At 35.8% G+C, this 25894-nt stretch carries 19 protein-coding genes and 2 CRISPR repeat arrays; of the genes, 13 read left to right on the top strand and 6 right to left on the bottom strand.

The genetic code is table 11. From position 1 onward, the window contains the following. The first annotated feature begins 13 nt into the window (after positions 1-13). The 4 genes from cas1 (at position 14) to M0051_RS04135 (ending at position 7873) form a co-directional block, all read left to right on the top strand. A complete protein-coding gene (gene cas1 / locus M0051_RS04150) occupies positions 14-940 on the top strand; it encodes a type II CRISPR-associated endonuclease Cas1 (protein ID WP_306740286.1) in 927 nt (308 codons plus the stop codon). Continuing rightward, a complete protein-coding gene (cas2, locus tag M0051_RS04145; RefSeq protein WP_306740285.1) occupies positions 909-1247 on the top strand; it encodes a CRISPR-associated endonuclease Cas2 in 339 nt (112 codons plus the stop codon). Before cas1 ends, cas2 begins: the two co-directional genes overlap by 32 nt. A gap of 185 nt (positions 1248-1432) precedes the next feature. Then, a CRISPR array of direct repeats spans positions 1433-2480; the repeat unit is 47 nt; unit sequence GTTGTAATTCAACACATCAAAGATACATTCTGCAAGCAAATCACAAC. 568 nt (positions 2481-3048) lie between these two features. Beyond that, positions 3049-5633: direct repeats of the CRISPR family, unit length 47 nt; unit sequence GTTGTAATTCAACACATCAAAGATACATTCTGCAAGCAAATCACAAC. A 130-nt stretch (positions 5634-5763) separates the two neighbouring features. Then, positions 5764-7398: a patatin-like phospholipase family protein gene (locus M0051_RS04140; RefSeq protein WP_306740284.1), complete on the top strand. Its 1635-nt coding sequence runs from the start codon at positions 5764-5766 to the stop codon at positions 7396-7398. Between the two features lie 187 nt (positions 7399-7585). Continuing rightward, positions 7586-7873 carry an HU family DNA-binding protein gene (locus M0051_RS04135; protein ID WP_306740509.1) on the top strand — a complete coding sequence of 96 codons (288 nt, stop codon included), beginning with the start codon at positions 7586-7588 and terminating at the stop codon, positions 7871-7873. Positions 7874-8008: 135 nt separating this feature from the next. Here the strand turns inward: M0051_RS04135 and M0051_RS04130 are convergent, their stop codons facing one another. From M0051_RS04130 to M0051_RS04115, 4 genes are all read right to left on the bottom strand, one after another. Beyond that, the gene (locus tag M0051_RS04130) at positions 8009-8932 is read right to left on the bottom strand and encodes an SRPBCC family protein (protein ID WP_306740283.1); all 924 of its coding nucleotides are present in this window, start codon (positions 8930-8932) and stop codon (positions 8009-8011) included. Positions 8933-9145: 213 nt separating this feature from the next. Beyond that, positions 9146-10105 (bottom strand): YafY family protein, encoded by a 960-nt coding sequence (locus tag M0051_RS04125; RefSeq protein WP_306740282.1) that lies wholly within the window; start codon positions 10103-10105, stop codon positions 9146-9148. Between the two features lie 85 nt (positions 10106-10190). Beyond that, positions 10191-10649, bottom strand: coding sequence for a GyrI-like domain-containing protein (locus M0051_RS04120; RefSeq protein ID WP_306740281.1), 459 nt, complete (start codon positions 10647-10649; stop codon positions 10191-10193). A 441-nt stretch (positions 10650-11090) separates the two neighbouring features. Then, positions 11091-12698: a cation:proton antiporter family protein gene (locus tag M0051_RS04115; RefSeq protein WP_306740280.1), complete on the bottom strand. Its 1608-nt coding sequence runs from the start codon at positions 12696-12698 to the stop codon at positions 11091-11093. Positions 12699-12941: 243 nt separating this feature from the next. On the opposite strand from M0051_RS04115, the gene M0051_RS04110 reads away from it, so the two are divergent. The 9 genes from M0051_RS04110 (at position 12942) to M0051_RS04070 (ending at position 23227) form a co-directional block, all read left to right on the top strand. Next, on the top strand, positions 12942-13505 hold the full coding sequence (locus M0051_RS04110) for a flavodoxin (protein ID WP_306740279.1): 564 nt from the start codon (positions 12942-12944) through the stop codon (positions 13503-13505). A 3-nt stretch (positions 13506-13508) separates the two neighbouring features. Then, entirely contained in the window at positions 13509-13898 is a 390-nt protein-coding gene (locus M0051_RS04105; protein WP_306740278.1) for a DUF2023 family protein, read from the top strand. A 539-nt stretch (positions 13899-14437) separates the two neighbouring features. Further along, complete coding sequence (locus M0051_RS04100; RefSeq protein ID WP_306740277.1) at positions 14438-14947, top strand: ferritin; 510 nt, start codon at positions 14438-14440, stop codon at positions 14945-14947. 106 nt (positions 14948-15053) lie between these two features. Beyond that, a complete protein-coding gene (locus M0051_RS04095) occupies positions 15054-15563 on the top strand; it encodes a hypothetical protein (RefSeq protein ID WP_306740276.1) in 510 nt (169 codons plus the stop codon). A gap of 82 nt (positions 15564-15645) precedes the next feature. Continuing rightward, complete coding sequence (locus M0051_RS04090; RefSeq protein ID WP_306740275.1) at positions 15646-16032, top strand: hypothetical protein; 387 nt, start codon at positions 15646-15648, stop codon at positions 16030-16032. A gap of 101 nt (positions 16033-16133) precedes the next feature. Beyond that, positions 16134-19427: a preprotein translocase subunit SecA gene (secA, locus tag M0051_RS04085; RefSeq protein ID WP_306740274.1), complete on the top strand. Its 3294-nt coding sequence runs from the start codon at positions 16134-16136 to the stop codon at positions 19425-19427. A 100-nt stretch (positions 19428-19527) separates the two neighbouring features. Further along, entirely contained in the window at positions 19528-20328 is an 801-nt protein-coding gene (lgt, locus tag M0051_RS04080) for a prolipoprotein diacylglyceryl transferase (RefSeq protein ID WP_306740273.1), read from the top strand. Positions 20329-20486: 158 nt separating this feature from the next. Beyond that, a complete protein-coding gene (locus M0051_RS04075; protein ID WP_306740272.1) occupies positions 20487-22250 on the top strand; it encodes an ankyrin repeat domain-containing protein in 1764 nt (587 codons plus the stop codon). Positions 22251-22333: 83 nt separating this feature from the next. Then, positions 22334-23227, top strand: a complete 894-nt coding sequence (locus M0051_RS04070; protein WP_306740271.1) for a hypothetical protein — start codon at positions 22334-22336, stop codon at positions 23225-23227. Positions 23228-23314: 87 nt separating this feature from the next. Here the strand turns inward: M0051_RS04070 and M0051_RS04065 are convergent, their stop codons facing one another. Beyond that, positions 23315-23881, bottom strand: coding sequence for a hypothetical protein (locus M0051_RS04065; protein ID WP_306740270.1), 567 nt, complete (start codon positions 23879-23881; stop codon positions 23315-23317). 106 nt (positions 23882-23987) lie between these two features. After that, on the bottom strand, positions 23988-25787 hold the full coding sequence (locus M0051_RS04060; protein ID WP_306740269.1) for a hypothetical protein: 1800 nt from the start codon (positions 25785-25787) through the stop codon (positions 23988-23990). Positions 25788-25894 lie beyond the last annotated feature (107 nt).

Genomic DNA, 25894 nt, shown 5'->3' with positions numbered 1-25894 from the left:
AAAATAGACAATCATGATAAAACGCACATTGTATTTTGGAAATCCTGCTTATTTGCGTAGACAGGACAAACAATTGAAAGTATTAAAACCAGAACAAAGAAAGGAGGTTGCCAGCATTCCCATAGAAGACATAGGAGTGGTGGTTTTGGATCATCCGCAGGTAACCATTAGCCAGGCTTTGCTTTCGGAATTGGTACTAAACAATGTGGCGGTTTTATCCTGTAACGAGAAACATCACCCTGTGGGTTTGTTCATGCCTTTGGCTGGCAACTCCTTGCAATCGGAGCGTTTTAGAATACAAATAGCAGCTTCTGAGCCTTTAAAAAAGAACTTGTGGGCTCAAACGGTTGCTGCTAAGGTGGCCAATCAGGCAGATATTTTGGAACAAATGGGAAAGGAGGCCAAAAGATTGCATGCTTTAATTCCTCAAATTAAATCGGGCGATTCGGACAATGTGGAAGGACGTGCTGCCAAAGTGTATTGGGATTTGCTTTTGGGAGAAGATGATTTTGTTCGCGAGCGTTTCGGGAAAGCGCCTAATCCGCAGCTGAATTATACTTATGCTTTAATTCGTGCAGCAGTAGCACGTGCTTTGGTGAGTAGTGGCATGCTGCCTACTTTAGGTATTTTTCACAGGAACAAATACAATGCCTATTGTTTGGCCGATGATATCATGGAACCTTACCGTCCGTTTTGCGATCAGTTGGTATTGCCCATGTATTACAATGGAGAGTTTACATCGGAAGATTTAACAACCGACCAAAAAGCAAAATTGTTGAGTGTATTAACCAGTGATGTGTTAATAGCTGGTAAAAAAAGTCCTTTAATGACAGCCATTAGCCGAACCACAAACTCCTTGTTCGAATGTTTTGCCGGAGAACGACGTAAAATACTCTATCCCGATTTTTATGAGTCACGAAGCCTTAAGCCAATATCGTAGCATGTGGGTGCTGGTGTTTTTCGATTTGCCTACCGATACCAAAAAGGAAAGGAAGGCAGCAGGCCGATTTCGAAAGGAATTGTTGAAAGATGGATTTACCATGTTTCAGTTTTCCATTTACATGCGAACCTGTCCATCTCGCGAAAATGCTGATGTTCATGCCAAACGTGTAAAACATTTGTTGCCCGAACATGGTCATGTCGGAATTCTAAAAATCACCGACAAGCAATTTGCAGCCATGGAATTGTTTTACAGCAGGGAAGAAGCTGATAAACCGGATGTGGTGCAGCAGTTACAACTTTTTTGATCTTGGTTTTTACATGCTTAGCATCTTTGAGATGCTTAGCATATTTAAAAATTACTTGCTTCGATCACTACTGTTAGAATTCAAAAAATCTCCATAACAAGAAAACCCGAAGCCAAAAAGCTTCGGGTTTTTCATTTCTGATGTAGATTGCAACTTTCTTATTGTGAGATACTTTCCCTTGATAGGTTGTAATTCAACACATCAAAGATACATTCTGCAAGCAAATCACAACCGTAATGCAGGGAGTTTATTAACGTTTAATGTTGTAATTCAACACATCAAAGATACATTCTGCAAGCAAATCACAACGCAGATATGTCTTTCTGTGATCAACAAGCTGTTGTAATTCAACACATCAAAGATACATTCTGCAAGCAAATCACAACTAACTGGCTTGGTTATAGTTGTTATTCTCGGTTGTAATTCAACACATCAAAGATACATTCTGCAAGCAAATCACAACGGTTTGTTTTCTGTCATTATTCATCCTCCTGTTGTAATTCAACACATCAAAGATACATTCTGCAAGCAAATCACAACTATGTCGTAGTTTCGGCGCGAACTGGACAAGTTGTAATTCAACACATCAAAGATACATTCTGCAAGCAAATCACAACCCAACAGACACTTTAGGATTAGAAGGTTCGGTTGTAATTCAACACATCAAAGATACATTCTGCAAGCAAATCACAACTTGCATACTCTTCATGTCTTAATACTGTTTGTTGTAATTCAACACATCAAAGATACATTCTGCAAGCAAATCACAACCGATTTTATAGAGATTTATTTAATTGATCAGTTGTAATTCAACACATCAAAGATACATTCTGCAAGCAAATCACAACATGGTGTCGTGGCTGCCATAAACAAAAGCTGTTGTAATTCAACACATCAAAGATACATTCTGCAAGCAAATCACAACGAAAGATCTTTTTTTTGTTGTGGTGAAAATGTTGTAATTCAACACATCAAAGATACATTCTGCAAGCAAATCACAACAATCTGTACTTTTTTTATCTTTTTTATTTCGTTGTAATTCAACACATCAAAGATACATTCTGCAAGCAAATCACAACGTAGTGAATATTTGAATAGAAAAAGTCAAAGTTGTAATTCAACACATCAAAGATACATTCTGCAAGCAAATCACAACCCACTACCGAACATGTTTCCATTTCCAGTCGTTGTAATTCAACACATCAAAGATACATTCTGCAAGCAAATCACAACTATACAATGATGATCCCAGCCACAACGATAGTTGTAATTCAACACATCAAAGATACATTCTGCAAGCAAATCACAACTATAATTGGATGTTCAAAAATATCTCCAGGGTTGTAATTCAACACATCAAAGATACATTCTGCAAGCAAATCACAACTAAAGCAACTTGACGGTTGCATCGCCTTAGGTTGTAATTCAACACATCAAAGATACATTCTGCAAGCAAATCACAACTGACTTTTACAATGACTATGGCCATAATAAGTTGTAATTCAACACATCAAAGATACATTCTGCAAGCAAATCACAACGATAAAACTAAAAGAAAGATTCCCGAATAGGTTGTAATTCAACACATCAAAGATACATTCTGCAAGCAAATCACAACCATATAATGACATAAAGTTAACTTTCAACAGTTGTAATTCAACACATCAAAGATACATTCTGCAAGCAAATCACAACTATTATAATGAAATCCCAAACTCTTTAGTTGTTGTAATTCAACACATCAAAGATACATTCTGCAAGCAAATCACAACAATCAAAGAAGAAAACCTAATCGATTTCTGTTGTAATTCAACACATCAAAGATACATTCTGCAAGCAAATCACAACATGTCAACAGAACAGCAATTTTGTTCGTACGTTGTAATTCAACACATCAAAGATACATTCTGCAAGCAAATCACAACCCTGAATACATTTTGATTTTCAGAAAAGCCGTTGTAATTCAACACATCAAAGATACATTCTGCAAGCAAATCACAACACTCTAAGCTGCTTGTGGTAATTTAGCCAGTTGTAATTCAACACATCAAAGATACATTCTGCAAGCAAATCACAACAAAAGCGATGTTTGAAAGCACTTGCCATTCGTTGTAATTCAACACATCAAAGATACATTCTGCAAGCAAATCACAACGGAGTCACAGTTGGTAAAAAGGATGTTTACGTTGTAATTCAACACATCAAAGATACATTCTGCAAGCAAATCACAACGATAGTTGATTTAATACTTACTGACTTCCCGTTGTAATTCAACACATCAAAGATACATTCTGCAAGCAAATCACAACTCCGGCGGGGTGAGGGTGAGAGTGAGTGAGTTGTAATTCAACACATCAAAGATACATTCTGCAAGCAAATCACAACCAACAAAGAGAATTGGCAGAAGAAGCACTTGTTGTAATTCAACACATCAAAGATACATTCTGCAAGCAAATCACAACCATGCTAAAAGAGTTATATTTAGCAATAGGGTTGTAATTCAACACATCAAAGATACATTCTGCAAGCAAATCACAACATCCATTAATTCAGATAACGGTATTTCTAAGTTGTAATTCAACACATCAAAGATACATTCTGCAAGCAAATCACAACTTTAGAAATGGCATTGAATTACCCGAAACTGTTGTAATTCAACACATCAAAGATACATTCTGCAAGCAAATCACAACTCCTGAACTTCTTCAACCTCTGCTTGCTTAGTTGTAATTCAACACATCAAAGATACATTCTGCAAGCAAATCACAACTAATCCAATTACATTGCCAGAATTATTACAGTTGTAATTCAACACATCAAAGATACATTCTGCAAGCAAATCACAACTATGTGTACATATCTAACGACCTAATTAATGTTGTAATTCAACACATCAAAGATACATTCTGCAAGCAAATCACAACATACTATTAAAAAGCAATTGTTAAGAAAGTGTTGTAATTCAACACATCAAAGATACATTCTGCAAGCAAATCACAACTATTTTATGATATATGTTTTATTAGTAATTGTTGTAATTCAACACATCAAAGATACATTCTGCAAGCAAATCACAACTATTACATTGTGCGATAAACTCACCATCTTGTTGTAATTCAACACATCAAAGATACATTCTGCAAGCAAATCACAACCTAGAACCAGTATCACCAGAACCAGTATCAGTTGTAATTCAACACATCAAAGATACATTCTGCAAGCAAATCACAACAATTGGAGAATACATTACTTAGGGGTGCTGGTTGTAATTCAACACATCAAAGATACATTCTGCAAGCAAATCACAACCATTAAATTGTTCATGTGTCATTATAATACGTTGTAATTCAACACATCAAAGATACATTCTGCAAGCAAATCACAACACTAATCGGATTATATTATTATCGATTTTAGTTGTAATTCAACACATCAAAGATACATTCTGCAAGCAAATCACAACTTTAAATAATGAGCTATCCGGGTTATGGAAGTTGTAATTCAACACATCAAAGATACATTCTGCAAGCAAATCACAACTTTGCACAATTGTTCACCCCATGCGCGTTTGTTGTAATTCAACACATCAAAGATACATTCTGCAAGCAAATCACAACTAGGTCCATTTGTTAATGATTTGGCTGGCGGTTGTAATTCAACACATCAAAGATACATTCTGCAAGCAAATCACAACTAACAAGTGGATACACTGATAGAGAAAAAGGTTGTAATTCAACACATCAAAGATACATTCTGCAAGCAAATCACAACGTGCTATGAGAGTATAAAAACTGATCTTCTGTTGTAATTCAACACATCAAAGATACATTCTGCAAGCAAATCACAACTCCAGGAGCTTGAGGAATTGAAACCTTATCGTTGTAATTCAACACATCAAAGATACATTCTGCAAGCAAATCACAACTAATCAAATAAGTATTTAAGCGCACGATAGGTTGTAATTCAACACATCAAAGATACATTCTGCAAGCAAATCACAACCCATAATACCAACAGAATCCAAACCATGTTGTTGTAATTCAACACATCAAAGATACATTCTGCAAGCAAATCACAACTACCTGTTCACCGTTGTATGTAACGGTTTGGTTGTAATTCAACACATCAAAGATACATTCTGCAAGCAAATCACAACCCAGCAACGATTGTAACCAGGGCCGATCAGGTTGTAATTCAACACATCAAAGATACATTCTGCAAGCAAATCACAACTGCTTCATCCAACTCATTACCTTCCCACTGTTGTAATTCAACACATCAAAGATACATTCTGCAAGCAAATCACAACTAGTGGGCATGGAACTGATTACGATATTAGGTTGTAATTCAACACATCAAAGATACATTCTGCAAGCAAATCACAACTGTTTTGCAAGGGTGTTAAGCGATCGGATAGTTGTAATTCAACACATCAAAGATACATTATTGAAATGTATTAATTATTATATTTATAGTTTGAAAGACAAACTAACTCAATTCTTATAATTAATAACCTATGCAAACCCCAATCACCCCATTCGAATCCATCGGCTTGTGCTTTAGCGGTGGAGGATATCGCGCTACCTTTTTTTCCCTGGGCGTTGTGTCCTATCTCAATAAAATTAACTACCAGGGAGAGTCTTTATTGAGCCATGTAGAGGCCGTAAGTTCGGTTAGTGGAGGTTCTTTGCTGGCTGTGGCCTATGCAAAGGCTGTTCAGGAAGAGAATTTCGACTTCCATACTTTCTACAAAGCTTTTTATCAGAACTTTGCGCCAAGCAATGACAAATTGGTGGAACATGCGGTGGCCAAGTTGGAATTCGCCGAAGTCTGGGCGAAACATCCGTACAAGAAGCCTTCGCTCATCAATGCCTTTGCGTTAACCTATGCTGATATGCCCATTTTCAAGGGAGAGTTTGGCATGTTCAAAAAGAGTACATCCCCAAGTCTGAAACATGTTTGTTTCAACGCTACGGAGTTTTCATATGGCAAAGCTTTCCGTTTTCAGAACGTGGGTGTGTTTGGAAATGGAAGTTTGCGCTGTGCCGAAATGAATCAGCTAAGTGCAAAAGTACAGCTGTCGGATATCGTAGCTTCATCCTCCTGTTTTCCCATTGGATTCGAGCCACTGGTTTTTCCTGACGATTACATTCGAGAGCAAAAAGATCCTCATTACAAGGCTTTAAAGCGTCTGCCTGATTTCTGCCATGGGGTTGGTGTAATGGATGGAGGCATTGTTGACAACCAGGGCATTGGGAGTATGGTGAACATCAGCAATTCCAAGCAACGCCAAAAACCACTGGATTTGATCATTGTAAACGATGTGGGCAGCAGCGATATGCAGCCCTGGCAAGCCGAAAGCACCCAGGATACCACTAAGCTGTCGATCAAAGAGAAAATGAAGAGCCTCTTAAGGTATGTTCGTGTTCACTGGTTGTATTGGTCTGTGTTGTTGGCAGGTATTCTGATCATGCTGATCAATTCTTTGGAACTGATTAAGGGGAGAGACTGGGCATCCTTATACGTTGTAGGAGGAGTATTTACAGGGATTGGTTTAAGTTTTACTTTAATTGGGGCTATTCTTGGTCATGTAAAGAACGATGTAATACGAAAGCTTAAATCGGTATTCAGAAAGAATGTACCGGAATCGCTTTTGGATGAAGTTCAATCTTTTCAGCGATTGGATATTGACTTGGTAAAGCGCATGATCATAGAACGTGCCACATCGGGTGCCAAAATGATTAATAATGTATTCCTGAAGCAAATCAGATACCTGAATTATGAGTTGCTGTACTCTTCGGATAGCTTGAAAAATAGAAGAATTAGCTCGGTAATTGGAGAATTGAATGGTGAAAAGAAAAATAATGGAGAAATTTCTGCTCCTAAAAAGCAATTGAAAACCGTTGCCATGATTGCTTCGGAAGCCCCAACAACCCTTTGGTGGAGCGAGGAAGATATCAAATTGGATAGAATGAATTCCTTGATTGCCTGTGGGCAGTTTACCACCTGTTACAACCTGATGAAATACATTTTGGAGCTGAAAAAGAGCGGGATAGAGGGTGAAGGTATGGAAGAGATGTACAAGGCCCTTAAAAAGGATTGGACGGCTTTTAACAAGGATCCAATGTTTATGGTGGATGTCCTGGATTAGAATTGACTTTTATTTGAACATTAAAATTCACTCAAGGTTTAGGGCAATTTTTTACAATATAGCCCCAATAAAAATTTTTATTGTACTTAAGAAATGCTTATATTGTTGAGCAATTGGAAAAAATTAAATCAATAAAGTCCAATAGAATCAAATAAACTGGGGAATTTTTTATTATCTTCCCACTTTAATAAAGAAAAATTATATGAACAAGCAAGAATTGGTTTCAGCAATTGCTGAAAAGGCAGAATTGTCAAAAGCGGATAGCGAAAAAGCATTAAATGCAATGATGGATTCAATTAAAGAATCTTTAGTGAAAGGTGAAAGTACTCAATTGATTGGATTCGGTACATTCTCAATCTCTGAAAGAGCTGCTAGAACAGGTAGAAACCCTCAAACTGGAAAAGAAATTCAGATTGCTGCTAAGAAAGTAATCAAGTTCAAGGCTGGTAAAGCTATGGACGAAGCGGTAAACTAGTATTCAATTACTGGAATTAGAACAGCTGCCCATTGGGTGGCTGTTTTTTTATGCGGAATTTTCTGGCAGGAGGAGAAATGTTAGGTATAACAATAAGAGGCGCAGTGTTTTGCGCCTCTTGTTTAAATCATTACTTTATTTGACTGCCATACAGATGTCTGAAATCAAATCTTTTGGCTCGGTCTCCATTGGGCTGTTGCGGTAGAATTCCATCGGAGGGATCTTCTTGTTTTGTTTGAACTCTTTGGCTCTTTCCATGGACATGATCGCGCTCCATCCATTTCCCGAAAGTTCGTAAGGACCAATATGACGTACCGTTTGTATTTTGGTAGCCGGAAGATTTCCTTTGAACATTCCTGCCGGTATGCTTTCAGGATCTGATTTGATTCCAACTCCAGCAGTGTAAACTACCTTGTTCTTGTTAAAATCAAACTTGTGATACACGGAGAACCAATCGCAGGTAACGATATCTTCGTTTTCTTTTGCGAATTCTGCCAGCTTTTTAAAATCAGCTTCCATTACTTCGCCAATATTATCAATGGTGCATTCGCTCTTTAGGCCAATAAAATTGCAACCCTCGAATTGCGATTCTCCAAGAAACTCAAGTTTGGCATCAACATGCCCCTTTTCGATGTAATCTTTCAACATCAACAGGCCGCGGTCGTAATCCATTCCTATTAAGCGTTCCATCATATTTTTCATCCAGAACATGAAAAATGGGAGAGATCCTGCCAGGGTCCATGTCAATTTGGTATTGTTCTCGTCAATTTTCTCAATAATAAAGTCGCTTTTCGATTCCGATTTCCATGGCTTTAGAAATTGCAAATCATACTTAATTACGGATTCTTCTTCCGAAACGACTTTAATGATTCCTGATCCGATTCGTTTTCCTTCCCATTCATGGGTTTTACCGTTATCAGAAATCGTGTCTTTTGCTTCAGGTTCCAGTATGAACCACGGCGACCAGGCTTTCCAGTGATTGAAATCAGCAATAACGCTTTTTATCTTGTCAACACCAGCAGCAATTGTGATCGACTTTTCTACATAAGTTTTAGGCATAGGTATTTTATTTTAGGTAATCTGTTTAATATAGGATGGTTTGTTTCTTTGTCAGATTCTTAAAGTTAAAAAGAATAAGAAGTTATTACAAGTTTGAATGATTTTCAAGCTCATAATCGTAAAAATAGCAGGAATATGCTTACAATTAATGAGATGAATTGTCTGCACAATTTAATAATATAGAAAATAGTCATTTGCTTATTTGAATTCAAATTAAGGCAAGTCGTCCTGGTATTTTTCATATAGCTTTTTTACCATTTCACCTACCATATTTTTAAGATTGGGTGGAGAAAGAATATCAACTTTATCTGTCATTGTTAAAATCCAACGAGCAAAACCGTTTAAATCTGGATTTAAGAATTTCATTACGACAAAGTTTCCATCTTCATGTTCACTAATATGCCCATACCAATATTTTGATTCATGAAGCTGCAGAGCCATTGGTTTTTCCATTCTGAGTTCTACCTCAAAATGTTGATATTGCTCTCTTTCCTGATTCAAATAGTCTTCGAAATCTTTATCAAGCTTGCGATGGTAAGTTTGCTCTGTGATTTCCAGTTTCCGAATCCGATCCAATCTAAAGTCGCGATAACTATTTCTTAAACGACAATAGGCAATTAAGTGCCAGTTTAGGGCATAAAATAACAAACCAATAGGTTCTACTTCGCGAACCGATAGTTCCTGCTTGTAGTGAGCAAAATAGCCCAATCTTAATATTCTTGATTTTACCAGTGCTTTTTGAATATCCTGCAAATAGATAGAATCCTTTTTAGGAATATTGGTGATTCCAGTGAATACCTTCACCGAGCTCTCAAGCTTTTCAAGAACCAATTTGTCCTCAGATTTCATTACCGATTTAATTTTGTACAAAGCATCCTGAAAGGAGGCATCTACAATTTTATCGGAGATATGAGAAATGAGCTTGCCTGCGATTAAAATAGCCGAAGCTTCCTCGGTTGTGAACATGATGGGAGGTAATGCATAATTGTCATCTAAAAAATAACCAATGCCAGTTTCAGAACCAATGGGAACTCCTCCTTCTTCAAGTGCACGTATATCGCGATACACAGTTCTTAAGCTAATGTCAAATCGATCAGCAATTTCCTGTGCTTTTACCACTTTCTTGCTTTGTAATTGAGTTAAAATGGCCTGTAATCTGTCTATTCTGTTCAAAATTTAGCTTCCCTTTAATTGTTGAAATATCCGGAGTATTTGCATCACATCTAAAACACTCCGGATACTTCTTACATACAATGGTTTAATTCACCTGAAATTGAATTTCAGTAATGTTATTCGAAGGATTCTCGAAATCGCAATTTATGTATATTTCACGACATGTTTGTCCTGGAACCAATTTAGCTTCTTCCATTTCTTTCATGAGTACTTCGTACGATTCTTTAAGTTGATCCCAAGCACCCAAATGTGTTTTCTTTACATGTACATATTCTTCTAGTTTTTCCAATTTAAATTTTTCGCTACTAAAGCTATTGCCAAAAGTAGCCACAGGCAAACAAATTTTCAATTCAAATTCTTCTAACGTAACACAAGTTTCCCATTTATAAATCCAATATTGTGGACCTGAAGGATGTAATCCTGCATTTACTGCTTCTTGAACAATCTCTTTTGGAAAGTCTTCAATGTTTTTCATTAAATCTTCCAAAGTTGTTCTCACGACTTTAGACAATACCATCATTGCTGGTGCTGTTACTTTCTTCATAATTTCCATTTTTAATAAATTAACAATAGAACAAAGCTAAATGACAGTAGTGACAGCATTATGTCAGTAGGATTTTCGAAAGTGAATTTTTTACAGAAAATCTTTTTTCTATAACTTTTGAATGGAAATCGGCAGATTGCCTGATAATGGACATCAAAATGTATCAATAAATGCAAATTGATTTTGTAAGTTGTTATTAAAAGACATTTGATCTGATTTTTTAAGATATATCATGCAATAAGGTGATAGTAGTAGGAGGGAAGTGTATTTTTACCCTGTATGATTTTTGAAAAAGACTATGAACTCAAACCAGGAATCTAAAGAGCAATTGTATAATTTGCCTTCCTATAGATTTATATACCTATATTAAAGATCTTTGTTCTTTAATGTAATGGATGTACGTTTATTTTTCCGAATTATATAAGAGCAAGTGGAGTATTATCACATTGGTTTTCGTGTTTCACATCCTATATTAATTTGATGACAAACATGATTGGCAAAACCATAACCGGCTTCAGAATAGATGTCGTAAACTGCATCAACATTCATTTTTTCAAGTTGTTGTCGTTCATCGTCAAATCGTGCAATGGCTGCGATATTTCCGTTGTAAGTGGTTTTTTGCAAACGCTCTACTGCATACAAGTTCGATTTGTGATCGTTCATGCAGAGCATTACCAAACGTATTTTGTGATGATTTGATTTTTCGAAAATGTTTTCCCAGAACTCACTATCTGTTGCATCATCCTGTTGAATGTTTTTGCCTTCCTTTTTTAAACGCTGAACCAAATCGTAATTGTAATCAAGTCCCAATACCTTACGTCCATATGTTCGGTTTAATTGTTCGTAAACCGCCATTCCTAATTTACCCATCCCAAAAACCAAAATTTCTGCATCACCGATATCAAAAGCTTTATCGTATACCAATCGTTTATTGGTTTCGAAAATTTTTAAATACTTACGAATGCCAAAGTATATTTTATGGGCATTTGAGTTTAAAGGTGATGATATGATAAAGGTAATGGCAACTGAGATCGCTATGGATACCAACCAATCGGAAGGAATTAGGCCTTTGCCTACAGCAATTGAGGCTACAATGAGTCCAAATTCACTAAAATTGGCCAAGGCCAAAGATGTGAAAACTGAGGTTCTGGCACGAACTCTAAATCTGGTCAGAACAAAAAAGTACAATATCACCTTAAAGTTTATGGCTAAAGCCAATACAAAAGCAAGAATCAACATTTGTATACTTGGCAGGCCAATTAAACCAATGGAAAGGAAGAAGCCAATCAGAAAAATATCTTTAAAACTCATTAAAGAGTCGGCCAATTCTTTTGCTTTCGTATGGTTGGAGATCAATATGCCTACTACCAAAGCACCCAAATCGGCTTTTAAGCCAACAAACTTGAACAATTCGGCACCTACTACAAAGGCAAGGAAAAATCCATATAATATTAAAATCTCACCATGACCAATTTTTTCCAATATCAGTAATAGAACAGGGCGGATAATAACGAATAATACCGGTAATCCTATGGCCCAATAGCTTGGAAGTTTTCCTGCTACCAGTACAATATAAAAAACTGCAAATATGTCCTGAATAATAAGTATACCTATAGATAAAACTCCGTATGCAGATTTTAATTCACTTTTTTCTTCCAGAATTTTAACTGCATAAATGGTACTGGAAAAACTGAGCGCAAAACCAATGATTAAAGCTTGCTGCCAGGTGAAATCTGTAAATATATGTAGTGAGGTATAACTTAATCCAAACAGAATAACTGCCATAAGTATTGTGACCAGCAACATATGAATGGATGCACCTCCCCAAATCTCACGATGCAAAAGGTCTTTGATTCTAAGCTTTAATCCAATGGTGAACAGAAGTAGAGTAATTCCCAGGTCGGATATACTTTGAATTAAATCATCAGATTCTGCACCAAAATATTTGAGTGTAAAGCCTGCCAAAAGATAGCCTACCAAAGGAGGTAATCCAATTAATTTGACAACAAGTCCTAAACCAAATGCAATAGCCAACCATACCGGATCCATAAGTAATATTTTAGAGATTAAATTCCGCGCTCCTTCTGCGGAATACTAAAAATAGATAAATCTTCTGCAATGAGCAATAATATTTGCTAATGATATGTAGGTATATCTATGGGTGCAAAGATGTGATTTATTTGACTAATTCCCATTTATGATGAAGTGTGATTTTTATTATGGTGTTGATTCATAGGGAACTTAGTGTGGCGAAAAACTTGAAATGTCATAAATCACAACAAATAGCGATTGATGAGCATTGAAATGCCCTTTACTTTTGTCGGTATATTTAATCTAAATAAGAACAAAATGCAAAACATCGGAATTTTTTACGGTTCATCTACTGGGAATACAGAAAGCGTAGCAAAGAAAATACAAGAAGAATTTGGCGCAGATATCGCAACAATTATTGATGTTGCTGATGCCAGTGCATCTGATCTTGAAAAGTTTAATAACCTAATTTTAGGAACTTCTACATGGGGGATTGGCGATTTGCAAGATGATTTTGAAGGCTTTTTATCTGAAATTTCAAATGCAAATATAGATGGAAAGAAAGTTGCCCTATTTGGTTTAGGCGATCAGTATTCCTATTCAGATTCATTTGTCGATGGTTTGGGCGAGTTATTTAAGGCATTGGAAGAAAAAAACTGTGAACTTGTTGGAGAAACTTCTACTGATGGTTATGAATATGATGCTTCGGAAGCAGAGAAAGATGGAAAGTTAGTAGGATTGGCTATCGATATTGATAATCAAGATGACCAAACAGAAGAAAGAGTAGCAGATTGGGTTGCGGAACTTAAAAATCAATTTAATTAGATAATGATAAAGCTAACTTGTTCGGATTATAAGACTGCTGACATGCAGATTTTGATTCACCACGTTTATGAATACAACAAAGGATTAAGAAGTTTGGTATTACACACCATGCATAGCAGTGAGAGGGAAAAAACAGAAAATTTATTGCAGCGCAAGGGGATTAGTTATTTTCTACAAACTGTTAGTCAAAACAAGATTAATGTATTTTTTGGGAAACAGGAATGCATTCAGATTGTGAAATTCTTTGGAGATAAATCTTTGTCCGATTTTACCGATGAACAGGATTTTATTCTGGGAATTATGCTTGGCTATGATAGAAATCAGCAATATGAGAGATACATTAAACGAACGGGAATCAATAACGAACTTATTCATGAGAAGTTAGTTGGTTAGATATAAAGATTTTTTCTTTTGCTATTAATTCGATACTCACCTTAGGCAGCCATACTGCACTTTGGTGAGTATTTTTATGAGATTTTTTGCGTAAAAAATCATAATATATAGTGATTGCAGATTAGGTTTCTCTTGGCTTACTTTGCTATTGTTCAATTTATTCAAATCACCTGACGTTAGAAATGAGTTTGAATGGATATGATTTAAAAAACAAAATGTTGAATATTTAATCTCGCCATGATTAAAATTATTTTTAGTGTTATTTCGTAGTATTTTCACCATTTTGTTATGTAGTATAGATGTAGTTCGCAATAGTTTAGTTTTCACTACATCACTCAGGTTTTACCCCAATGGAATTTTTCTGTTGGGGTATTATTTTAATTGATTTTTGTAGAACAATTACTATGTTGACTTTGTTAATTGTTTAGTATTTAGTTTGAGTTTAAATAAGCATTAAATTTAATAAACTAAAACAGGGGATTGCTAGATTTCCCTTACATTTGAATGAAATTAGAAAAACACAAAAAAGATTATATATTATGGCTATCAATAAAAATGTTGAGAAGATTTTGAATGAGCAGATTAATGCTGAATTTTGGTCAGCTTATTTCTATTTGTCAATGTCTAACTATTTTAACGCGAACGGAATGCCAGGTTTTGCAAATTGGATGAAAGTTCAGTTTGAAGAAGAAACTTTCCACGCTATGAAAATGCTTGACTTTGTAAATGAAAGAGGTGGGCGTGTTATTCTTCAACCTATTGCTGAGGTTCCTTCGGAGTGGAATGGTGTTGTAAACATTTATGAAGAAACATTAGCTCATGAAGAAAAAGTAACAAGCTTGATTAATGAATGTGTAAATGTTGCCATTGCAGAAAAAGATCATGCAACAGTAAACTTTTTACAGTGGTTTGTTGATGAGCAAGTAGAGGAAGAAGCTGGTGTTAGTGAAATTCTTGACCAATTGAGAATGTTCGAAGGTAAAGGACATGGTCTTTATATGATGGACAAAGAATTCAAAGCAAGAACTTTTGTTGCTCCTGCTGAATAATCCATACAAATAATATTATAAGAAAGGATGTCTGGTTAATACCGTGGCATCCTTTTTTTGTATCTGATTTGCAAAAAGAATTTATCTTTAAAAGAAAATCTTTGTTATGCGAACCATCATCTTTCTTCTGATCATGTGTATATCAGGTTTAAGTTCAGCTCAAGTTAATATGGAAATGATACAAAATGACATTGACCAAAGTGTTTGGAAAGAGTTTAAATCTGCATTTGAAAGGATAGATGCAATAGCATTAAATGATCTCTATGCAGATCAAACTTTAAGAGTTACTCCAAATGGGATTGATACAGAAAACTCTTTTAAGGCTGCCAATGTTGAAAGATTTCAAATGCTCAAGGAGAAGTCTGCCATTGTAAAATTGGATTTTTGGTTCGAAAGCAGGCATTCAAATTCTGATACCTCCTATGAAGTAGGCTATTATAAGATGGCAACGATAATAAATGATGAAACCTCTGTTCATTATGGGCAGTTTCATATTGTTCATAAAAAGATATCAGGAATTTGGAAAATTATTCAAGATTGGGATACCACTATTATTAATGGTCGAAGAATCGGTCAAAAAGAGTTTGAAAGAATGGGTGAGAATCAACTTTATTAGTCATCTCGGTCTATTCCTTCAAATTATTTTCATAAAAAAGCCTTCAAACCAATAAAAATTTCTACTTTTGGTCTCGATGGATATGAACAGATACCTCATAGTAGTTTTTTGTGTGCTCACAGGATGTGCGGCAGCCGTACCTATGGCCAATGCACAGGATTTTACTGTGGACAACGAGCTATTTGCTGAATGGTACGCTGATCATATTGAACATCTGGATGAAGCTTTTGCTTCGCCAATTCTGGTAAATGTAGAGCAAGAACAATTGGCTGGTTCATGTTTTTCAACTGCGGAAGAATTATCTGTATTGAAGAATCTGCCTAAGATTCCTGCATTAAACCAACAATTAAAATTTCTGAATTATCCTGAACCTGAGTATATAAAAGGATATCTACCTTATTCAGAACCATGTTTTAACCAAGTTGTTAAGCGCGATAATCCTATTCGTGCTCCAGGTTATTCATGCTAATTTATTAAGGTTCAATTCTGAACCAACTTTCTATTTTAAATACATTATAGGTTCTTCTATTCGTAGAGGAATGCAATCAATACTGAAATCAATAAATCATTATGGGTTTTCTAGATAAAACATTAGGAAAACTGTTTGGTAACAAATCGGACAGAGACTTAAAAGAATTAACTCCTTATTTGGCAAAAATTAAAGCTGAGTATGATAGAGTAACAAAACTAAGCCACGATGGTATTCGTGAAGAATCAGCAAAATTGAAGCAACGTATTCAAGATTACATACAAGCTGAAAATGATCAGATTAAATCTTTGAAAGACAAGATCGAAAATGGTGGACTTTCTGTGAATGAGAAGGAAGATATTTACGATCAGATTGATAAGATTGAAGGAGAAATAGATGAGAAAATAGAAGAAGTATTGGAGCAAATTTTACCAACTGCTTTTGCGATTGTAAAAGATACTGCTCGTCGTTTAACAGAGAATGAAGAAATTGAAGTTACAGCAACTCAGTTTGACCGTGATTTGGCTCCACATTTCGATAATGTTCAAATTGACGGAGACAAAGCTGTATTCTTCAACTCATGGACTGCCGGAGGTACAGAGATTGTTTGGGACATGATTCACTATGATGTGCAGTTGATTGGTGGTACGGTTCTTCATCAAGGTAAAATTGCAGAGATGGCAACAGGGGAAGGTAAAACATTGGTTGCAACCTTGCCTGTATTTTTGAATGCATTAACTGGTCGTGGTGTTCACGTAGTAACCGTGAATGATTACCTTGCAAAACGTGACTCGGAGTGGATGGGACCATTGTATCAATTCCACGGAATGTCGGTAGACTGTATCGATAAGCACTCTCCAAACTCAGATGAGCGTAGAAAAGCATATGCTTCAGATATTACATTCGGTACCAATAATGAATTTGGGTTTGATTACTTGCGTGATAATATGGCTACCAATCCTAAGGATTTGGTTCAGCGTCGTCACAACTATTCTATTGTCGACGAGGTTGACTCGGTATTGGTAGATGATGCTCGTACACCATTGATTATCTCTGGTCCAATTCCACGTGGTGACAATCAACAGTTCGATTCTTTGAAGCCTCAGGTGCAGAAAATCGTAAAGGCTCAGAACGACTTGGTAATGAAAATCTTTACCGAATCGAAGAAATTGTTGAATAGCGAAGACAAAAAAGAACAAGAAGAAGGAGCGAAGTTGTTATTGAGAACTTTTAAAGGTTTACCAAAAATGAAGCCTTTAATTAAGTACTTGAGTGAGCAAGGGAATAAAGCAACTTTATTAAAGACAGAGAACTTCTATATGCAGGAGAATAACAAAAACATGCACATCATTACTGATGAGTTGTATTTTGTTATCGACGAAAAGCATAATTCAATTGAATTAACCGATAAAGGTATCGATTTACTAAGTGCTGATACCGACGATTCAGGATTCTTTGTATTGCCAGATATTGGTACTGAAATCAATGAAATCGAAAAATCAGATCTTCCTGATGAAGAAAAACTGAGAAAGAAGGATGAAATGATCCAATCTTACTCGGTTAAAACAGAACGTGTTCATACAGTAAACCAGTTGTTGAAAGCATATACTTTATTCGAAAAAGATGTTGAGTATGTGTTGATGGATGGTAAAGTGAAGATTGTTGACGAGCAAACAGGTCGTATTATGGAAGGCCGTCGTTACTCTGATGGTTTGCACCAGGCAATTGAAGCGAAGGAAAATGTGAAGATTGAGGCAGCTACTCAAACATTTGCTACCATTACCCTTCAGAACTACTTTAGAATGTATCACAAGCTTTCGGGTATGACAGGTACTGCAGAAACCGAAGCAGGTGAATTATGGGATATTTACAAATTAGAGGTTGTTGTTATTCCAACCAACAAGCCAATTGCTCGTGATGACCGTGATGATTTGGTGTATAAGACCAAGCGTGAGAAGTATGCAGCAGTTATCGAAGAGATTGTTGCATTGGTGAATGCAGGTCGTCCGGTATTGGTAGGTACAACTTCGGTTGAGATTTCGGAATTGTTGGGTAGAATGCTTAAGATTCGTGGTATTAAACACAACGTACTGAATGCGAAATTACACCAAAAAGAGGCAGATATTGTAGCAGAAGCTGGTAAGGCAGGTACGGTAACTATTGCAACCAATATGGCTGGTCGTGGTACCGATATCAAATTAACTGATGAAGTTAAAGCGGCAGGCGGTTTGGCAATTATTGGTACAGAGCGTCACGATTCTCGTCGTGTTGACCGTCAGTTACGTGGTCGTGCGGGTCGTCAGGGAGATGTGGGGTCTTCTCAGTTCTTCGTATCTCTTGAAGATGATTTGATGCGTTTGTTTAGCTCAGATCGTATTGTGAAGCTTATGGACCGCATGGGTCTTGAAGAAGGAGAGGTGATTCAGCATAGCATGATTACCAAATCTATTGAGCGTGCACAGAAGAAAGTAGAGGAGAACAACTTTGGTATTCGTAAGCGTTTGCTTGAATATGATGATGTGATGAACTCTCAGCGTGAGGTAATCTACAAGCGTCGTCGTCACGCATTGTTCGGAGAGCGTATCCAGGTGGATATTGCCAACATGATGTACGATGTTTCTGAAGTGATTGCAAATGAAAATCATGGCGGCGATTTTGAAGAGTTTAAAATGGATTTGATCCGTACCTTCTCAATTGAATCTCCTGTTACAGAGGAAGAGTTTTTGAAAGAAACTCCTGCTGTAATTGCTGAGAAGATAAATGATGTGGTTATGGATACTTACAATAGAAAAACTGAAGCTATTGCGAAGCAAGCGTATCCTGTTATCAAGAATGTTTACGAATCGAAAGGTGAAATGTACGAGAATATCGTGGTTCCATTTTCTGATGGTTCTAAGATGTTCAATGTAGTTACTCATTTGAAGAAAGCTTACGATACCGAAGCTGAAGATGTAATGAGATCTTTCGAAAAAGTATCGATTTTAGCAACTATTGATGAATCCTGGAAAGAGCATTTGCGTGAAATGGATGATTTGAAGCAATCTGTTCAGAATGCTTCATACGAGCAAAAAGATCCACTTTTGATTTACAAGTTTGAATCATTCAACTTATTTAAAGTAATGGTTGAAGATGTAAACAAGAAAGTGGTTGCCAGCTTAATGAAAGGTCACATTCCATTGCAGGATCCTGAAGAAGTGCGTCAAGCTGAAGAACGTAAGCGTGATATGAGTAACCTAAGAACTTCTAAGGAAGAATTAGGTTCTGATGGCAGAAGAGAAGCTCCTAAAAAGGCTGAGCCAGTTCGAAATGTTCAGAAAGTAGGACGTAACGAACCTTGTCCTTGTGGTAGCGGTAAGAAATTTAAGCAATGTCACGGTAAAGGTGTGCCAGCTTAATTTCCTAATATGAAATATTAATATTATTTTCACATGGATTGTTCCGCTTGTCGGGACAATCCATTTAATTTTGATACACTGAACTCTAAAAATAACTCATATGTTACTATCAATCCTTTGGGATATAAAACCTGAAATTTTTACAATTGGCTCCTTTTCCGTTCGTTGGTACGGATTACTTTTTGCCCTTGGCTTTTTGTTGGGATACTATATCGTTGAGAAAATGTTTAAGAAGGATGGAATTAAGCTGGAATGGCTTGATAAATTGTTCTTGTATACCATGATTGCCACTGTGGTAGGAGCGCGTTTAGGCCATGTTTTTTTCTATGGCTGGGAATTTTACTCGCAACATCCTGCAGAAATAATAAAGGTGTGGCGTGGAGGATTAGCCTCTCATGGAGCTGCAATCGGTATTATTGCTGCTTTGTGGTTCTATTCAAAAAAGGTAAGCAAAAAATCAATTCTTTGGATTTTAGATTACGTTGTAATTCCAGTTGCTTTGGCAGGATGTTTCATTCGTTTGGGTAACCTGATGAACTCTGAGATTATTGGTGTGAAAACGACTGTATCCTGGGGATTTGAGTTTGTACGAGCTTCAATCGAAGATCCAAAAGCACCTCGTCATCCTGCACAATTGTACGAAGCAATTTGTTACCTGATATCATTTGGAGTTCTGATGTACATGTACTGGAAAACAGATGCAAAACAACGTTCAGGTATGATTTTCGGAGCCTTTTTGGTATTGATTTTTACCGCTCGTTTCTTCATCGAGTTCATTAAAGAAAATCAGGAAGCCTTTGAAGAAGGAATGGCTTTGAATATGGGACAATGGTTAAGTATACCGTTTGTTTTACTAGGAGCTTATTTCGTTATCAGAAATTTAAAAGCAAAAACAGCATAAAGATTCATTATGAAATTTAAAAATCCGAATCAGTATGGTTCGGATTTTTTTATGTACTAATTATCCTTCCGAGAAGGAAGAATTACTGGATGAAGAGGAAATATTCGTTACGATTAATTGGGCTTATCTTTATTGTGATTGTACTACAATCATGCTCAATGTTAAAAATACAAGGAAGTAAGCGTTCCGATAACTATAGCACAGTCTATGTTTTTCAGAACGGTACTGAATTGCCAATATCCACCCAAAGTGATACGATAGAGATAGATAAAAGCAAATTTGCCCTTCGTTTTTACAATAAACGCTTTGATTTAGCAAACGAAAAGTTTTACGCTACTCGCATTGCTGCATTTTATTATGTATCACGATTACCTGTGGTGGAAACAGGTATGGCAATTGACACCATAGAGTGTTTTGCTCCGGGAACTGGAATGGCTACAGCCAAAAATGGAGGCTATGAAGCTCTGAGATTTAATTCAAGTGCACATCACTATCTGTTTTATCAGAACGAGAAAAATAAGAGGGTGAATTTACTTGGTTCGTTGGGGGATATGCTTAAGTTAGAGTTCGAGATTGACTCCCTAAACTTTATGGGCTATTCCACTGCCATGTCGGAAATTAAGGTAAGCGAATTCTATCTGTTGCTATTTACCGATAGAAATCAAAACCAAATTGTAGATCAAGGGGAGTGTAAGAAGATTACAATTCGTGTTAAGGATAACTACAAAGGATGGAAAGTTCCTTATTGGAATATGCAGGATTCATTGGGGCAGACTCCCTTACACAAGTTGTTTTTATTTGAACAGTGGGAACATATCAATGGCCGACAAAAGCTAACACTATTACAGGAAGCACTTTCGTTGGACAGTACGAACCCGAATATTCAGGATGCCATGGGAAATACCGCCTTGCATTACGCTTTGCGTGCATATTATCTTGAAAAGGAAAAGAAATCCTGTAATCACCCAATTGAGCTTATAAAATTACTATTGAACAGTCCAAAGGTCGATGTAAACATTCGTAACTATTACTATAACAATAACCCACTGCAACAGTACTTAATGAGTGGCAACATTGGAGTAAATAGAATAAATGATCGAGGAATTGAGTTAATCAGCCTGTTTCTTAATCGAGATGACCTACAATTGAATAGTTTAAACAATGTTAATTTTTCAGCCTTTGATTATGCAAGTAGAAAAAACTGGTTAGATGATAAGAATACAGAGCTTATTGACAAGCTAAAACCGAATGAAGAGTATAATAATGGGGCATCGCAGGAATTATCGAAATTTGTATACCGAATAGGCACTGATGCGAAAATAGATGAAGTTGATTTTTACAAGGAAAACATTAAACTTTGCTTGGATTACAACGCCAATCCTAATGTAATCAAAAATCAACTGGCAAGAACGCCTCTAACTTGGCTGTGTTACACAAAGAACAGGTCATATGGATATTCTGATAAAGAAATTCAATCGAACCTGCAATTGCGATCAGAATTAGTAAAGCAACTGATGCAAAACCCTGATATTGATCTAAATCTGCCTGACTATATTGGTGCGACAGCCTTACATTACGCAGTAGATGGCTATGCAACGGTTCTGGTAAAAACTTTAGTAAGTAATCCCAAAATGAATGTGAATAGTCAAAATTCAGCGGGTAACACTCCATTAATGCAGATGATACAAAATCTAAACCATCTAAGTTTGGGCTCTCAAAAAGATGCATGCGCATGTTTAAAGGAATTAATATCAGACAGCAGTCGACTAGATTTTAGGGTATTGAATTACAAGGGAGAATCAACTCTCGATTTAATTCATTCATGGCTGTTGGATAAGGATAGAGGTGATAGAAATAAAAGATTGTATCCCGAAATATCTACTTGCTTGGAAGAGTTAAAACAAACAATTGAAAATAAATAATTTGCTAAGCGGTAAGTTTACGGATAAGAAGAAATTAATACAATAAATCAGTTAGTATGAATCATTGTGTAAGCACATATTATATGAAACAAACGGCGCTCTACTTGTTATTACTATTTGTAAGTAATGCATGTTCTAATAATAAGACACAACAGCAAACCAATGTAACCAAACTAAAGTTTGTGCAGTTACTGCCTCAACAAAACGATACCACTTTTTTTGAATTGGACAAAAACACCATTATATCTAAAAAAGTACCTATGAATATCAATACGCACAAAACCAGCTTTCAAAGTACCAGTTATTGGAAACTAATAAGCCAGGATAGTATGTACACTTTTGAGCTTATGGATATTCGTTATATCATACCAGGACCATTTCTAAACTTTGTTTTTGATACAAAAAAAGACAGTGTTCAGTTGATTCAGAAAGTAAGCGAAAATGCAGGGCGCATAAGATTTGGTGGAAAAACAGTGGCCAGGCAAGAGAAAGCATTACATCATCTCAAAAGAATTAAAGGACTTACATTTGCAATCATAAAAACAGACAGCTGCTATTTTCAATCCGAATTTAAATTGCCCTTGGCAAGAATTGCTGTGGATAATGAATACAATCCGGTTCCGGAAATTAAAAATCATCTAAACCCGGAAGATCTGATTAGTATTTTTGATAAAATGCTTTTGAGACCAAAGGAGCCATTTGTTTTAGATAGTTTGTATAAATTGCCCCATGGCACATTTATGGCAAAGAAATTTTCAGATATAAGCCTGAACTATACATTTCAAGATCCAAAAGGATTTATTCAATTAAAAAATGTATTTAATGCTGATCATAAATTGATACACAGCAGATTTGATCATAAGTCATCCTTTTCAAAGGAAATTAAAACAAAAATGGGAACAATAAAATCAAACAAAAGAGTAAATGCCTTTATAAAGTTTAAGCAGAATTCTGAAAACAACTTTAGCCTTGAATAGTTACTGTTCCTTTAATAGCAAGGCAAAACATTAACTAATTTAATTAGAAACAGAATAAATCTTTCAATAGTGATAATATAGATAATCTTACTTTTTTATAAACTCAAATGATTTAATTTCAGAATAACCTAAGTTGCCTTTTATAATTCCAAGTTTAATGCTATCAGAATGTAGTGAAACTTTAGTGTATTGAGGATGAATTTTAATGTGCTTAATAATTGAATTTATTTCAATCGCTATAATTGGTTGTAGTGCACGCATACTACCTTTTTGATGATTATCTGCTAATTTTACATTTTCAATTTTATAAGATTTGAATTTAATATGATCTGATTGATATGCTGAATTGATAGTTATTAAAGCGAAAAGCACAAGTAGACCAATTGTAAGATTGTGAAAAAGAGACCAGATAAAACCAAAATTCTTCTTATAATATTTAAAGAACATAAATGTAACTATAAAACTGACTAAAGGGATAACAATTATTAGTTCGCTCACAGAAACTACTAATGAATTATATCTATGGAAAATGGGTAGAATGCAAACTAATCCCAGAATAGCAATGTTTTGATATTTTAAGCCATATTTTTCCCTAGTTTTAAACGATAATAAGTTGCCAATTAATTTGAAAAGTTGTTTTTGAGTTTTATTCATTTCTTAGTTATGCCAAAATTCTATACATATAATCCCAATTAAAGTGAAATATCGTGTAAATCAGTGTCTAATTTGGAGTGAAAGTATAAAAATTAATCATTTATAATTAATCATTAATTAGCTCCATCTCAATCCCCATTTTCTTCATCAAAATAGGTGCGTTAAAAGTTTTACAAACACCATTCTGAACTTTATAATCAAAGTACAATTGTTCACCATCGATTTTAATATCGAAGAATCTGTTTTTCACATGACCAGGCAATTCATCTTCCAAAACAGACAATTCCAAATCATGGGTGGCAACGAGCCCAACTGCATTGTATTTCACCAATTGCTTGATTAGTGCAGCCGATCCTGTATGTTTGTCTTTGGAGTTGGTTCCTCTAAGGATTTCATCAAGTAAAAGCAATGCATTTTCTTTTTTGTTTACCTTATCAAGCACTTGTTGAATTCTTTTCAGTTCAGCATAAAAGGATGACTCATTTTCTTCAATCGAATCTTTAATTCGCATGGAAGTATTTACTTCAACATTTGAAACCAGCATTTGCTTTGTACAAGCTGGAGCTCCACTCAATGCAAGCACTACATTTACACCAATGGTGCGTAAAAAGGTACTTTTTCCTGCCATATTCGATCCTGTTACGATGTGAACTACTCCAGGACCATTCATTTCATAATCGTTGCAAACACGCTTGCTTTCATCAATCATTGGATGACCGGCTTCTTTCATTTCAAGTTTAAAATGCTCCTCAACAACTGTTGGGAAGGTCCATTCCGGATGATTAAAGCTAAGGTTGCCCATGCTGCTTAAAGCTTCAATTTCACCAATGCTCTCAAACCAGCTTTCAATTTCATGTCCATACTTTGTTTTCCATTTATCGATGCGGAAAAGCAAGTGCAGTTCGTAAAAGAAAAGAGCATTGAATAGGATTTGAACCAACATGTTGTATCGCTGATCAAGGAGCTCAATTAGTTTTCCAAGATTTCTAATTTTTTGGAAGGATTTGATGTCATTACTTGCAAGCTGTTGCTTTATTTCTGTGAGTTTTTCCGATTGCCAATCTTCCGATTCAAATTCTTCTATAATTTTGGCATAAATCTTAAGCATATCTGCACGCTTAGAGGTACTGTTATGAGCAATGCCTACCTTCTTGAAGTTAAAGTAGTGAATCGAGATGCTAATCATTAGCAAAAATAAAATTGGAATTGAGGAACCTATCATTGCATAAACTAGTGCTGGAAGCGACAGAAATGGTAAAATGGAGATGATCAGTGATAATTTTCTATTGCCATGAAAAGGGGATGGCATTTTGCCCCATTCGCCTACAAAATCAGGATCATCGGTCTTTAGTTTTCGTTGCAAACCGTATTGTATGATATTCTGGCGCCAATCGATTTTATTGCGTAACTCTTGAATGGCTTTTTGTCTTTGGGCAATGGTTGAGTTGTCGGCTGGAGCAGATAAGTAGGAGGACAAACAGTCATTTCCACTCTTGCTTACGCAACGATTAATCAATTGGTAAATGGAGTGTTCACCAAACATGTCCAAATCGGAACTGTAAGGATGGTTATGTATTTCGTACTCCTTGCCATTGTTATAGAGATCACTATGTCTTGTTTCCAGGCAATTCAATTCATTTTCATTGATTTCAATCAATTTCAGAAGCCTCTTGATGTTTTTCTCATTTCTGCTGTATTTGCGAACAAAATAGGCCAGCGCTCCAATTAAAATGGCAGCAACAAAAATAGCTGCAGGCATTGAGTAGGGAAGAATAACATAAAAAAGAACAAAAGCTCCAATTGCACTAAACAATCTAATTGCTGAATATTTGCGGTTTGCTTTTTTTAGCAACTGAACTTCCTCTTTAAAATTCTGTATGCGTTTTGAATAAAAATCAAGATTCATAGGTGTAATTTTGTTTCTATTTTAGGTTAATTCATTTTGAAAAGCTAAAACTACTAAATCTACTCTTACAATGAGTAATTATTGAATTTAAAAGAAGGCTTATAACA

It is taken from the genome of Marinifilum sp. D714, assembly GCF_030851345.1.
Lineage (GTDB): Bacteria > Bacteroidota > Bacteroidia > Bacteroidales > Marinifilaceae > Marinifilum.
Note: the sequence above shows the minus strand (reverse complement) of the source record. Positions and strands in the feature narration are given on the sequence as shown.

Bases quoted from the DNA above. Each gene is read 5' to 3' on its own strand.
- M0051_RS04095 (WP_306740276.1), top strand. From the start codon at position 15,054: ATGCGAACCATCATCTTTCTTCTGATCATGTGTATATCAGGTTTAAGT.
- M0051_RS04065 (WP_306740270.1), bottom strand. From the start codon at position 23,881: ATGAATAAAACTCAAAAACAACTTTTCAAATTAATTGGCAACTTATTA.
- cas1 (WP_306740286.1), top strand. From the start codon at position 14: ATGATAAAACGCACATTGTATTTTGGAAATCCTGCTTATTTGCGTAGA.
- M0051_RS04140 (WP_306740284.1), top strand. From the start codon at position 5,764: ATGCAAACCCCAATCACCCCATTCGAATCCATCGGCTTGTGCTTTAGC.
- M0051_RS04100 (WP_306740277.1), top strand. From the start codon at position 14,438: ATGGCTATCAATAAAAATGTTGAGAAGATTTTGAATGAGCAGATTAAT.
- M0051_RS04060 (WP_306740269.1), bottom strand. From the start codon at position 25,787: ATGAATCTTGATTTTTATTCAAAACGCATACAGAATTTTAAAGAGGAA.
- M0051_RS04070 (WP_306740271.1), top strand. From the start codon at position 22,334: ATGAAACAAACGGCGCTCTACTTGTTATTACTATTTGTAAGTAATGCA.
- M0051_RS04120 (WP_306740281.1), bottom strand. From the start codon at position 10,649: ATGAAGAAAGTAACAGCACCAGCAATGATGGTATTGTCTAAAGTCGTG.
- M0051_RS04110 (WP_306740279.1), top strand. From the start codon at position 12,942: ATGAGCATTGAAATGCCCTTTACTTTTGTCGGTATATTTAATCTAAAT.
- lgt (WP_306740273.1), top strand. From the start codon at position 19,528: ATGTTACTATCAATCCTTTGGGATATAAAACCTGAAATTTTTACAATT.
- cas2 (WP_306740285.1), top strand. From the start codon at position 909: ATGAGTCACGAAGCCTTAAGCCAATATCGTAGCATGTGGGTGCTGGTG.
- M0051_RS04105 (WP_306740278.1), top strand. From the start codon at position 13,509: ATGATAAAGCTAACTTGTTCGGATTATAAGACTGCTGACATGCAGATT.
- M0051_RS04075 (WP_306740272.1), top strand. From the start codon at position 20,487: ATGTTAAAAATACAAGGAAGTAAGCGTTCCGATAACTATAGCACAGTC.
- M0051_RS04130 (WP_306740283.1), bottom strand. From the start codon at position 8,932: ATGCCTAAAACTTATGTAGAAAAGTCGATCACAATTGCTGCTGGTGTT.
- M0051_RS04090 (WP_306740275.1), top strand. From the start codon at position 15,646: ATGAACAGATACCTCATAGTAGTTTTTTGTGTGCTCACAGGATGTGCG.
- secA (WP_306740274.1), top strand. From the start codon at position 16,134: ATGGGTTTTCTAGATAAAACATTAGGAAAACTGTTTGGTAACAAATCG.
- M0051_RS04115 (WP_306740280.1), bottom strand. From the start codon at position 12,698: ATGGATCCGGTATGGTTGGCTATTGCATTTGGTTTAGGACTTGTTGTC.